This is a genomic window from Antribacter soli (genome assembly GCF_021568775.1).
Classification (GTDB): domain Bacteria; phylum Actinomycetota; class Actinomycetes; order Actinomycetales; family Cellulomonadaceae; genus Antribacter; species Antribacter soli.
This window is the reverse complement of record NZ_JAKGSG010000045.1, coordinates 1-12,428: the sequence shown is the minus strand read 5'-3', so window position 1 is coordinate 12,428 and position 12,428 is coordinate 1. Positions and strand designations below refer to the sequence as shown.

Genomic DNA, 12,428 nt, shown 5'->3' with positions numbered 1-12,428 from the left:
TGCTCATCAGGTCGTTCGCCCGGTCTCTCGCGGTTCGCAGGGTCCGGGTGGCGCGGGATCGCCCGCGCCACCCGGGTGAGGCGTCAGTGCGCGGCAGACTTCGCCGGCACGAGCGGCTGGCCGATGGCGCCGAGGATCTCGCCGAACCAGTCCTGCGTCACGTCGAACGCCTTGCCGCCGGCGATCCGCGGGAACGCGATCGCCTTGAGCTTGTCGCCGTCCTCCTCGTCGTGGCCGATGACGCCCGCCTCGCCGCGCAGCGCGCACTCGACCGCGAGGTCGGTCATCGACTTGATGAGGCGCAGGTCCTCGGCGTTCGCGGCGGCGGCGCGCGAGTAGTAGCCGGACTTCTGGACCATGACCTTCTCGGCGCCGAGCTTCTCCGCGAACTGCTTCGCGAACCACTGGCCCGGGTTGATCGTGTCGAGCTTGACGTGCCCGAACGGGTCGCGCGGCACCTCCTCGCCGGCGGCCTCGAGCTGCGCGACGATCTCGTGCATGCCCGCACCCTCGGACAGGAAGATGTTGACGTTGCCGATCTCGTCCATCACGGCGCGCAGGCGCTTGGCCTCGGCCTCGATGTCGAGCTCGAGCTCCGGCAGGAACACGGCGTGGACGTCCCAGCGCTCCTTCGTGAGGCCCAGCGCGGGCGCCCACTCCTGCTGGTCGAGCCACTTGCGGTACTCCTTGGCGGCCGCGGCGGTGAGCCAGCCGCAGTGGCGTCCCATGACCTCGTGCACGATGAGCATGCGCGGGCCCGAGCGGTGCTCGCCGATGATGTTGACCGCGAAGCCGGCCGCCTCCTCGGCCGCGGTCCACGCCCCGAGCGACTGACGGATCGGCACGACGTCGTTGTCGATCGTCTTCGGCAGACCCACGACGGTGAGCTCGTACCCGTTCTCGTGCAGGTAGGCGGCCAGGTCGGCGGCCGTGGTGTTGGTGTCGTCGCCGCCGATCGTGTGGAGCACGTCGACGCCGTCGGCCTTGAGCTGCTCGGCCGCCACGTGCAGCGGGTCCTGGCCCTCCTGGACCAGGCCGCGCTTGACGGCGTCCTTGACGTTCGTGAGCTTGACGCGCGAGTTGCCGATGGGCGAGCCGCCGAACCGGTGCAGGATCCCGGCCTGCTTGCGTCCCTCCTCGTCGATGACGATCTTGGTGCCCGTCAGCAGGCCGTGGTAGCCGTACTGGTAGGCGATGATCTCGATCGTGGGGTCGAGCTCGTTGTAACGCTCGATAAGCCCACCCACGGCCGAAGACAGGCAGGGGGCGAAGCCGCCGGCGGTCAGCAGAGCCACGCGACGAACAGCCATCGGACTAGCACCTCTCGTTGGGGACTGGCAAGGGCGCGCGGATCGCTCCGGAGCCCTGCCGATCATCCTACTGACGCGCCACCCCGGTCCGCGGGGTCCGCTGCGTGGACTGCGTCAGACCACAGCGCCTTCTGTCGTCCGAACCTGCGGTTCCGCTCCGGCTCAGACCACGGCGCCCGGACCGTCGTCGTCCGGGTCGCGGTGGTGCGGCATACGCCACACGAGCACGGCGAGGCCGGCGAGGAACAGGCCGACGGCGATCTGCGCGGCCAGGCTCGGCACCCGGACCGACGGGATTGCCGCGGACACGATGACCGTGAGCAGCGCGATCACCGGGATGCCGACGACGAAGCCCCACGCCATGGTCAGCAGCGGGTCGCGGGACAGCAGCGGCGGCGGCTCGGGCGGCGTGAAGTGCGACTCCGCCTCCTCCAGCGCCTCGACCTCGTCGGACGCGGGCCAGTCGCGCGGCCCGCCGGGGCGCACGATCCGGGTCGGCAGCACGGGCTCCTCCGGCCCGACGACGTCCCGGCCGGCCCGATCACCGGCCTCGCCGTCGGGCTTCTCGCCGGCGTCGGCGCCGGCGGCCGTGTCGGCACCGGTCGCGCCGACGGCGTCGGTCGCACCGTCCTCTCCAGCGGCGCGGGGCGCGGGAGCGGCACCGCCGTCGGCCACCTCGCCGGGCGCCGTGGGCGACGTGCTGGAAGGCTCGGTCGAAGATGGGACAGAACCGGACGGGCGCAGGCCCGGGCCGGCGGCACGGTCCGCCGCGAGGTCGACGTCGCCGAGGGAGGCGACGATGGCGGCCCAGCGTGCCTCGACTGCGTCGTCGGGCATGTCGCCCGCTCCTCCGGGACGGTCGCCCGGGGGGACGTCGTCGTCGCGGTCGTCGGTGTTCGATGCGGCCATGCGCACACTCTAGAGTCGGAACCGTCCTCCGAGGGGAGGGTCACGGAGGAGGAAATCCTTGTTCTACTGGGTGATGAAGCACGTGCTGGTCGGCCCGGTGCTCCGGCTGGCGTACCGCCCGTGGATCCGTGGTGCCGAGAACGTGCCCGAGAACGGGCCGGCGATCCTGGCGAGCAACCACCTCGCGGTGATCGACTCCTTCATCCTGCCCCTGTTGCTGCCGCGGCAGGTCAAGTTCCTCGGCAAGTCCGACTACTTCACGGGCTCCGGCCTCAAGGGGCGGCTCGTCGCGGGCTTCATGCGCGGCGTCGGGACCATCCCCGTCGACCGGTCGGGCGGCAAGGCCAGCGAGGCCGCGCTGCGCACGGGGCTGCGCGTGCTCGCCGAGGGCGACCTGTTCGGCATCTACCCGGAGGGCACCCGCAGCCCCGACGGGCGGCTGTACCGGGCCAAGACCGGCGTGGCGCGCATGGCGCTCGAGTCCGGGGCGCCCGTGATCCCTGTCGCGATGGTCGGCACGAACGTCGCCCAGCCGGTCGGCCGCGTCGTCCCGAAGTTCATGCCGCTCGGCGCGATCGTGGGCGAGCCTCTCGACTTCTCCCGCTACAAGGGCATGGAGGAGGACCGGTTCGTCCTGCGCGCCGTCGCCGACGAGATCCAGTACGCGATCCTGCGCCTGTCCGGCCAGGAGTACGTCGACATGTACGCCGCGACCGCGAAGGCCCGCCTCGCCGCGGGGGGCGACGCCGCGCCTGCGGCAGGCTCCGCGCCGGGCGGCAAGCCGCTGCCGCCGCCCGCCGAGAGCTGACGACTCAGCGGCGGGCCAGGTCTGCCGCGCCCACGATGCCCGCCTCGTTGCCGTGCTCGGCCAGCTCGATCTTCGCGACCGGCCGGTGGCCGAGCGCGGAGAGCTGCGACTCGTAGCCGCGGCGCACCGGGCCGAGCAGCAGCTCCCCGGCCGCTCCGACGCCGCCGCCGATGACGATCAGCTCCGGGTCGAGCAGCGCCGCGACCGACGCGGCCCCCTCACCGATCCATCGGCCGAGGTTCGCGAGCAGCTCGACCGCGAGCTCGTCCCCTTCCTGGGCGGCCCGGGTCACCTGCGGGCCGTTGAGCTCCTCGGGGTCGCCGCCGGCGAGCTCCAGCAGGCGCACCGCCCGGCCGGGCTGGGCCACCGCCGCGTGCTGCGCGTCGCGTACCAGGGCGCTGCCGGAGGCGTACTGCTCCCAGCAACCCTCGTGGCCGCAGCCGCAGTAGTGCCCGCCAGGCACCATCCGCATGTGGCCCACCTCGGCCGCCACGCCCCACTTGCCGCGCACGAGCTCGCCGCCGACGATGACCGCCCCGCCGAGCCCGGTGCCGACGGTCAGCATGAGCATGTCCGTGGCGTCGCGGCCCGCGCCGAAGCGGAACTCCGCCCAGCCGGCCGCGTTCGCGTCGTTCTCAACGACGATCGGCACGTCGACGTCCACGAGCTCGCGCACCTTCTGCGCCAGCGGGTAGTCACGCCACGCGATGTTGGGGGCGAAGGTCACCGCGGTGCGGTCGGGGCTGACGAACCCGGCGGCAGCCAGGCCGATCGCCCCGACCTCGTGCTCCTTGACGAGCTCGGTGACCGCGTCGGCGATGGCCCGGTCGATGTTCGCCACGTCGTCGGCGTCGGTGTCTCGGCGGACCTGGGCGAGGATCGTGCCGCCCTCGTCGACCACGCCCACGGCGATCTTCGTGCCGCCGATGTCGACTCCGATGGCGTACATGCGTCCTCGCGTTCTCTCGTACGGGCCCTGCCAGAAAGCACACCCAGCCTAACGACCGCCAGGGGCCCGCGTGACCGCGCTCAGAGTCGCAGCGACGCACGGGTGGCGCGCGGGCAACGCCACTGGGTGGAACTGTGTAGTTGTTCACACCGTTACATTGATTGCCGGTATCTTTGCAGCCACGGTCAGCACTGCCACTGGAGTCAGCCATGGACGAGTACGTCGCACCTCAGCTCATCGAGCTGCCCCCCACCTCGAACGTGAACGACCTGCTCGCGAAGCGGGTTGCGGCCGGGCCGGACCTGCCGTTCGCAGAGAAGCCGGGGCGACCGGGCGAGCCGTGGACGGTGGTGTCCTCCGGCAAGTTCGACGCAGAGGTCGTCGCGGTGGCCAAGGGCCTCGTGGCTCGCGGGATCGAGCCGGGCGACGCAGTCGGCATCATGTGCCGCACCAGCTACGAGTGGACGGTGCTCGACTTCGCCATCTGGGCCGCCGGAGCCGTGCCCGTCCCGATCTACGAGACCTCGAGCGCCGAGCAGGTGCAGTGGATCGTCACGGACGCCGGGGTGAAGCTCATCGTGGCGGAGAGTGCGGCGAACGCCGGGACGATCGCTGAGATCCGCGACCGGGCCCCCGCCATCGAGGAGGTGCTCGTCATCGACGACGGCGCGATCGACGCGCTGAGGTCGGGCGGCACGGGCGTCGCCGACGAGGAGATCGCGCGACGCCGCGCGATCGCCGGCCTGGACGACCTCGCGACGATCATCTACACGTCGGGCACGACGGGCCGCCCGAAGGGCGCCGAGCTGACCCACGGCAACTTCGCGGCGCTCACGGTCAACGCCGTCGAGGCGGTCCCGGAGGTGTTCGCCGAGGGCGGCCGCACCCTGCTCTTCCTCCCTCTGGCGCACGTCTTCGCGCGCTTCATCGAGGTGCTCGCCGTGGCGGGCGGCGTCGTCCTGGGCCACACACCCGACACCAAGGACCTCGTGCGGGACCTGGGCGCCTTCAAGCCGACGTTCATCCTGGCCGTGCCGCGCGTGTTCGAGAAGGTCTACAACTCGGCCGAGCAGACGGCGGCCGCGGGCGGCAAGGTCAAGATCTTCCACTGGGCCACGGCGACGAGCATCGCCTGGTCGCGCGCCCTGGACAACCCGCGGGGCCCGGGCATGTGGCTCAACCTGCAGCACAAGGTCGCCTCGGCGCTCGTGTACTCCAAGCTCCGCGCCAAGCTGGGCGGGGCCGCGAAGTACGCGGTCTCCGGCGGCGGCCCGCTCGGCGAGCGTCTCGGCCACTTCTACCGCGGTCTCGGCCTGAAGGTCCTCGAGGGCTATGGCCTGACCGAGTCCACGGCCCCGACCTGCGTGAACCGCCCCGAAGCCACGAAGATCGGCTCGGTCGGCCTCCAGCTGCCGGGCTGCGGCGTCAAGATCGCCGAGGACGGCGAGATCCTGCTCAAGGGCATCCACATCTTCCGCGGGTACCACAACAACCCGGTCGCGACGGCGGAGTCGTTCACGGCGGACGGCTGGTTCCGCACCGGTGACCTGGGCGCCCTGGACGAGGACGGCTTCCTCAAGATCACGGGCCGCTTGAAGGAGATCATCGTGACGGCGGGCGGCAAGAACGTCGCTCCGTCCGTGCTCGAGGACCGCATCCGTGCGCACCCCCTGGTCAGCCAGTGCGTCGTCGTCGGCGACAACAAGCCGTACATCGGCGCGCTCGTCACGCTCGACGAGGAGGGCCTGCCCGGCTGGCTCTCCATGCACGGAAAGCCGGCGATGACCGTCGTCGAGGCCCGCAAGGACCCGGACGTGCTGGCCGCGCTCGACCAGGCCGTGATCCGCGCCAACAAGGCGGTCTCGAAGGCCGAGTCGATCCGCAAGTTCACCGTGCTGTCGGGCGACCTCACGATCGAGAACGGCTACCTCACGCCGAAGCAGAGCGTGCGCCGCGCCGCCTTCGTGAAGGACTTCTCGGACGACATCGAGGCCCTGTACGCGGACACGAACAAGGACTCGCTGCACCTCGTGTCGTGATCCCCCGGTAGTGCGCTGACGTCCGACGGGGCGACCACTTCGCGGGTTCGTCTCGCCGAGGTGGTCGCCCGTCGCACGTGCGCACCACCTCGCGGTGGCGTGGCGACCGGGAGTGTCGGTGGGTGCGGCTACCGTTCCGCGCATGAGCCCCACCCTCCCCGCGTACCAGGCGACGTTCGACGAGCTCGGGACGCCGCTGCGGGACGTCACGTTCGTCGTGGTGGACCTTGAGACGACGGGGACCAACGCCCGTGAGGGCGGCATCACGGAGATCGGCGCGGTGAAGGTCCGTGGCGGCGAGGTGCTGGGCGAGTTCCAGTCCCTGGTCAACCCGGGGCAGCCGGTGCCCGCCTTCGTCGCGAGGCTGACCGGGATCACGAACGCGATGGTGGCGACGGCGCCCGGCATCGAGCTGGTGCTGCCCAGCTTCCTGGAGTTCGCGCACGGGTCGGTCCTGGTGGCGCACAACGCGCCCTTCGACGTCGGCTTCCTGCGCGCGGCGGCCGAGCGCCTCGAGTACCCGTGGCCGGGCTTCCCCGTCGTGGACACGGTGCCGCTGGCGCGGCGCGTCGTCACGCGGGACGAGGCGCCCAACCACAAGCTGTCGACGCTTGCGACGCTCTTCCGTGCGGCGGTGTCGCCGGAGCACCGTGCGCTGGCCGACGCGAGGGCCACCGTGGACGTGCTGCACGCGCTGTTCGAGCGGCTCGCGCCGCTCGGCGTGACGCACCTGGAGGACCTCGCCACGGCGGCCGACCCCGTCCCGCCGGACGTGCGGCGCAAGCGTCACCTGGCGGACGGCCTGCCCGACGCCCCCGGCGTCTACCTGTTCAGGGGCCCGGGTGACGAGGTCCTCTACGTCGGCACCTCGACGAACATCCGCAAGCGCGTTCGCTCGTACTTCACGGCGGCGGAGAAGCGACGGCGCATCACGGAGATGGTGCGCGTCGCCCACGAGGTGACGCCGGTCGTGTGCGCCACGCCCCTGGAGGCGCAGGTACGCGAGCTGCGCCTCATCACCGAGCACGCCCCGCGCTACAACCGGCGCTCGAAGTTCCCCGAGCGGGCGTCGTGGGTGCGGCTCACCGACGAGGCGTACCCACGGCTGTCGGTGGTGCGGGACGTCAAGGCCGGCTCCCCGCACATCGGCCCGTTCGCGTCGGCCCGCACGGCTCAGGAGGCGATCGCCGCGCTGCACGACGCGCTCCCGCTGCGCCAGTGCTCGCCCCGGCTCCCCCTCGTGGCGCGGACGCCGGGCAGCCCGTGCGCCCTGGCCGGGATGGGGCGCTGCTCTGCGCCGTGCACGGCCGTGGAAGCGCCGGACACGGGGTACGCCGCCGCGGCCGAGGCCGCCCGCGAGGCGCTGCTCGGCGACGCCTCTCCCGTGGTGCGCGCCCTGGCCGACCGGATCGCACGGCTCGCCGCCGAGGAGCGCTTCGAGGAGGCGGGCGAGGTGACGCGCCGGCTGCGGGCGTACGTCGTCGGCGCGCACCGTGCGCAGCGGCTCACGCCCCTTGCCGGGTGCGCTGAGCTGGTCGCGGCCCGGCCCGCCCAGGGCACCGTCCCCGGAGGCGGAGAGACGTCGGGGGCGCGCGGCTGGGAGATCGTCGTGGTCCGGCACGGGCGGCTCGCTGCGACGGGCGTGTCGGGACCGGGCGAGGACCCGCTCCCGCTCGTCGACGCGCTGCGCGCGACCGCCGAGGTCGTCGAGCCGCCGGTCGCGCCGCAACCGGCGAGCCACCCCGAGGAGGCGGACCTCCTGCTCGCCTGGCTGGACTCCCCCGGCGTGCGCCTGGTCCACGTCACGGACGCGTGGGCCTGCCCCGTCCGCAGCGCCGCCGCGCACGCGGACCTCGCGTGGGCGAGGGAATCCGTGGCTACGATGACGGCATGCTGACCGCGATCGTGCTCATCGACGCCGAACCGTCCCGCATCCCCGAGGTCGCGCAGGAGGTGGCGAACATCGCGGGCGTGAGCGAGGTCTTCTCGGTCACGGGCAAGGTCGACCTCGTGGCCATCGTGCGCGTGCACGAGCACGACGAGCTCGCGGGCGTGGTGTCGGACGCCGTGAGCAAGATCGAGGGCGTGCGGCACACCGAGACCCTCATCGCGTTCCGGGCGTACTCGAACAAGGACCTGGAGCAGGCGTTCGCCCTCGGTCTCGACGACTGAGCCGGAGGTGCAGCGCAGGGTGGGTCCGCAGCGAAGCAAGGACCCCGCCCGGAGCGGAACCGCAGGCTCAGGCGTCCAAGAGCACGACTGAGCCGGAGGTGCAGCGCAGGGTGGGTCCGCAGCGAAGCAAGGACCCCGCCCGGAGCGGAACCGCAGGCTCAGGCGTCCAAGAGCACGACTGAGGTTTTACCTGGTCGGAGCCCTGACCTCGGAGTAGGGTCGGCCCGTGCCCCAGGACATCGACGAAGCCTTCCTGGCGTTGCCGCTGCGCCCGCTCGCGGACGCCGCGCTGCAGCGCGCCCGGGACCTCGGCGCCGAGCACGCCGCGTTCCGCCTCGAACGCATCCGGTCGCAGCACCTCACGCTGCGCGACGCCCGCCTGGAGGGCAGCAGCGACGGCGAGGTCGTCGGGCTGTCGGTGCGGGTGCTGCACCAGGGCACGTGGGGCTTCGCCGCGGGTGTCGAGCTGACGGCGGAGGCCGCCGCACGCGTCGCCGAGGAGGCCGTCGCCCTGGCCGGGATCGCGCGCCCGCTCGCGCGGACGAGGGTCGAGCTGGCCGACGAGCCGGTCCACGCCGACGTCACCTGGGTGTCCGAGTATGCGGTGAACCCGTTCGAGGTCCCCGACGCCGACAAGGTCGCTCTGCTCGCCGACTACTCCGCGCGCGTGCTGGGCCAGGACGCCGTCGAGCACGTGAGCGCGCGCCTCAGCCAGGTGCTGGAGTGCACCTTCTACGCCGACACGGCGGGCACGGTCACGACGCAGCAGCGGGTGCGCCTGGAGCCCGAGCTGGAGGCCGTCGCGGTCGACGCCGAAGCCGGCACCTTCGAGACGATGCGGACGCTGGCCGCCCCGGTCGCGCGCGGCTGGGAGTACGTCACGGGCGAGGACGGCACCGTCGGCTGGGCGGCGTCGCTCGACGAGCTCGGCCCGCTGCTCGCGGAGCGCCTCGCGGCGCCGTCGTTCGAGGCCGGCCGGTACGACCTGGTCATCGACCCGACGAACCTGTGGCTGACGATCCACGAGTCGGTCGGGCACGCCACCGAGCTCGACCGCGCGCTCGGCTACGAGGCGAACTACGCGGGCACGTCGTTCGCCACCCTGGACCGGCTGGGCACCCTGGAGTACGGGTCGGGCGTCATGCACGTGACCGGCGATCGCACGACGCCGCACGGCCTGGCGAGCGTCGGCTACGACCACGAGGGAGTCGCCGCCCAGTCGTGGGACATCGTGCGCGACGGGGTCCTGGTCGGCTATCAGCTCGACCGCGCCATGGCGCACGCGAACGCGGACGCCCTGGGCGTGACCCGGTCGAACGGCTGCGCCTTCGCCGACTCCCCCGGGCACGTCCCCGTCCAGCGCATGGCGAACGTGTCCCTGCAGCCCGCGCCCGACGGTCCGGACACGGCCGGGCTGATCGAGCGCGTCGAGGACGGCCTGTACATCGTGGGCGACAAGTCGTGGTCGATCGACATGCAGCGCTACAACTTCCAGTTCACCGGGCAGCGGGCGTACCGGATCCGGCACGGCCGGCTCGAGGGCCAGGTGAAGGACTTCGCCTACCAGGCCACCACGACCGACTTCTGGGGCTCGATGGAGGCCGTCGGCGGCCCGGCGACCTACGTCCTGGGCGGCACCTTCTTCTGCGGCAAGGCCGAGCCCGGCCAGGCCGCCCCCGTGTCGCACGGCGCCCCGAGTGCGCTGTTCCGCGGCATCAGTGTCCTCAACACCGCCGAGGAGGGTGGCCGGTGACCATCACCCCGCAGGAGATCGTCGAGCGCTGCCTCGAGCTGTCCCGCGCCGACGGGACGCTCGTGCTCGTCGAGGAGTCCTCGTCGGCGAACCTGCGCTGGGCAAACAACGGGCTGACCACGAACGGCCTGATGCGCGAGCGCTCCGTCACGGTCGTCGCCACCGTGGGCGCCGGCACCGGCGTCGCGGCGGGCGTCGTCGGGCGCAGCGCCGTCGGGCCCGACGACCTCGAGCCGCTCGTGCGCGCCGCGGAGCGCGCGGCCCGCGACAACGGCCCCGCCGAAGACGCCCAGCCCCTCGTCCCGGGGGCCGCCGCCGCCGACTTCGCCGACCCGCCGACCGAGACGTCCCCCTCGGTCTTCGGCGCCGCCGCGCCCGCGCTGGGCGATGCCTTCGGGCGCGCCGAGGCGGACGGCCGCCTCCTGTACGGCTACGTGGAGCACGAGGTGCGCACCACGTACCTCGGCAGCTCGACGGGCCTGCGGCTGCGCCACGAGCAGCCCGCCGGCTCGTTCGGGATGACGGGCAAGAGCGGCGGCGCGTCCGCCTGGGTGGGCCGCGCGGCGCGCGACCTCGCCGACGTCGACGTGACCGCCCTCGACGCCGAGCTCACCCAGCGCCTGCGCTGGGGGTCCCGCACCGTGGAGGTCCCCGCGGGCCGCTACGACACGGTGCTGCCGCCGACCTGCGTCGCCGACCTCATGATCTTCGCCTACTGGTCGATGGGCGCCCGCGACGCCCACGACGGCCGCTCGCCGTACTCGCGGCCGGGGCAGGGCACCCGCGTCGGAGAGACCCTGTCGACGCGGCCGGTGACCCTCTGGTCGGACCCGGGGGCGCCCGGCATCGAGTGCGCGCCGTTCGTGCTGGCCCGCTCGTCCGACGACGTCCAGAGCGTCTTCGACAACGGGCTGCCGGCCGGCCGCACCGAGTGGCTGCGCGACGGCCGGCTCGACGCCCTGATCCAGACCCGGCACACCGCGGGCCTGACGGACCTGGCCGCGACGCCCGTGGTCGGCAACGTCGGCCTCACCGTCGACGGCGCGCAGGGCACGACGCAGGATCTCGTCGCCGGGGTCGAGCGGGGCCTGCTCCTCACGTCGCTCTGGTACATCCGGCCCGTCGACCCCATGACGATGCTGCTCACGGGCCTCACCCGCGACGGCGTCTACCTCGTGGAGCACGGCGAGGTCGTCGGCGCGGTCACCAACTTCCGGTTCAACGAGAGCCCGCTCTCGCTCCTCGACCGGTTCACCGCCGCGGGCGCCACCGCCCCGGCCTACAGCCGCGAGTGGGGCGAGTACTTCCCGCGCGCGGCGATGCCGCCCTTGCGCGTGCCGGACTTCAACATGAGCACGGTGAGCCAGGCGTCGTAGCCGTCAGGCGACCGCCGTGCCGACCGCCCGCCGCAGCCACGCGCGGGCGCGGCCCAGGTAGCCGACGGTCAGCTCCGTGGCTGGCACGATGGACTCGAACCCGTGCGGCGCACCGGGGACGACGTCGAGGTCGCACGGCACCCCGGCCGCGCGCAGCCGCTCCGCGTAGCGGACGTCCTCGTCGTGGAACAGGTCGATGTCGCCCACGGCGACGTACGCCGGTGGCAGGCCGGCGAGGTCGTCGCGCCGGGCCGGGACGGCGTGCGGCGGGACCTCGCCGAGGCCCGGCTCCTGGCCGAGATAGGCCGCCCAGCCGGCGCGGTTCTTCCGGTTCGACCAGACCCAGTGGCCCACGGCGTCGAGCTCACGGCGGGCGGCGGTGCGGTCGTCGAGCATCGGGCACATCAGGAGCTGGGCGACCGGCTGCGTCCCGCCGGCGTCGTGGAGGCGCTGCACGAGCCCCGCGGCGAGCCCGCCGCCGGCGCTCTGCCCGCCGACGACGACGCGCGCCGGGTCGACGCCCAGCTCGGCCGCGTGCTCCTGGAACCAGGTCCAGCCCGCGAGGCAGTCGTCGAGGGGCAGCGGGAAGGGGTGCTCGGGCGAGCGCCGGTACTCCACGGACACCACGACGAGGCCCAGATCGCGGGCGGTGACCGAGCAGAACCGGTCGTCCATCACGGCCTGGCCGATGACGTAGCCCCCGCCGTGCACCCACAGCAGCCCGGCCCCCGAGAGCTCGCCCTCGGGCCGGTAGACGCGCACGGACGCGGCGCCGACCCGAACCGTGGACAGCGAGACGCCGTCGGCGACGTCGGGCCGCATCAGGCGCTGCACCGCGCGGATCACGGCGCGCCCCCACGGCGAGCCGACCGGCGGCCCCGAGCGCATCCTGCGCATCCCTCCACGCAGCTCGGCGTCCACCCGCTCGGCAGTGATGCGCTCGCCCATCTTGGGACCCTGGCCCTTCTCGCTCCGGAACCTCGGTGGATTCTGTCACAGTCGGACACGGTTGTCCGGTTGTGCCCGGCGGGCAGGACGCTCCAGAGACGGGCCCCCCCCCGGGGGGGGGCGCGCGGGGGGGGCCCCCCCCCGGCCGGGGGCCCCCCGCCGGC

The 12,428-nt window shown here is 73.2% G+C and carries 10 protein-coding genes; 6 read left to right on the top strand and 4 right to left on the bottom strand.

Translation table 11 applies throughout. The features are described 5' to 3' along the window. Positions 1 to 83: 83 nt before the first annotated feature. Complete coding sequence (locus L1785_RS16475) at positions 84 to 1,310, bottom strand: pyrophosphate--fructose-6-phosphate 1-phosphotransferase (RefSeq protein WP_236090375.1); 1,227 nt, start codon at positions 1,308 to 1,310, stop codon at positions 84 to 86. 162 nt (positions 1,311 to 1,472) lie between these two features. Then, positions 1,473 to 2,219, bottom strand: a complete 747-nt coding sequence (locus L1785_RS16470; protein WP_236090374.1) for a hypothetical protein — start codon at positions 2,217 to 2,219, stop codon at positions 1,473 to 1,475. 58 nt (positions 2,220 to 2,277) lie between these two features. On the opposite strand from L1785_RS16470, the gene L1785_RS16465 reads away from it, so the two are divergent. After that, positions 2,278 to 3,027: a lysophospholipid acyltransferase family protein gene (locus L1785_RS16465; RefSeq protein WP_236090373.1), complete on the top strand. Its 750-nt coding sequence runs from the start codon at positions 2,278 to 2,280 to the stop codon at positions 3,025 to 3,027. A gap of 4 nt (positions 3,028 to 3,031) precedes the next feature. On the opposite strand, the gene L1785_RS16460 is transcribed toward L1785_RS16465, so the two are convergent. Next, on the bottom strand, positions 3,032 to 3,976 hold the full coding sequence (locus tag L1785_RS16460) for an ROK family glucokinase (RefSeq protein ID WP_236090372.1): 945 nt from the start codon (positions 3,974 to 3,976) through the stop codon (positions 3,032 to 3,034). Positions 3,977 to 4,185: 209 nt separating this feature from the next. Here L1785_RS16460 and L1785_RS16455 point away from each other — a divergent pair, with 209 nt between their 5' ends. From L1785_RS16455 to L1785_RS16435, 5 genes are all read left to right on the top strand, one after another. Continuing rightward, positions 4,186 to 6,015 (top strand): AMP-dependent synthetase/ligase, encoded by a 1,830-nt coding sequence (locus tag L1785_RS16455; RefSeq protein WP_236090371.1) that lies wholly within the window; start codon positions 4,186 to 4,188, stop codon positions 6,013 to 6,015. 142 nt (positions 6,016 to 6,157) lie between these two features. Further along, the gene (locus L1785_RS16450; protein WP_236090370.1) at positions 6,158 to 7,912 is read left to right on the top strand and encodes a DEDD exonuclease domain-containing protein; all 1,755 of its coding nucleotides are present in this window, start codon (positions 6,158 to 6,160) and stop codon (positions 7,910 to 7,912) included. Then, positions 7,906 to 8,187 carry an Lrp/AsnC family transcriptional regulator gene (locus L1785_RS16445; protein ID WP_236090369.1) on the top strand — a complete coding sequence of 94 codons (282 nt, stop codon included), beginning with the start codon at positions 7,906 to 7,908 and terminating at the stop codon, positions 8,185 to 8,187. Before L1785_RS16450 ends, L1785_RS16445 begins: the two co-directional genes overlap by 7 nt. A gap of 226 nt (positions 8,188 to 8,413) precedes the next feature. Then, positions 8,414 to 9,940 (top strand): TldD/PmbA family protein, encoded by a 1,527-nt coding sequence (locus tag L1785_RS16440; protein ID WP_236090368.1) that lies wholly within the window; start codon positions 8,414 to 8,416, stop codon positions 9,938 to 9,940. Then, complete coding sequence (locus L1785_RS16435; RefSeq protein WP_236090367.1) at positions 9,937 to 11,316, top strand: metallopeptidase TldD-related protein; 1,380 nt, start codon at positions 9,937 to 9,939, stop codon at positions 11,314 to 11,316. The genes L1785_RS16440 and L1785_RS16435 overlap by 4 nt, the downstream gene beginning before the upstream one ends. Positions 11,317 to 11,319: 3 nt before the next feature. On the opposite strand, the gene L1785_RS16430 is transcribed toward L1785_RS16435, so the two are convergent. Further along, positions 11,320 to 12,264 carry an alpha/beta hydrolase gene (locus tag L1785_RS16430; protein WP_236090366.1) on the bottom strand — a complete coding sequence of 315 codons (945 nt, stop codon included), beginning with the start codon at positions 12,262 to 12,264 and terminating at the stop codon, positions 11,320 to 11,322. Between the last annotated feature and the right edge of the window lie 164 nt (positions 12,265 to 12,428).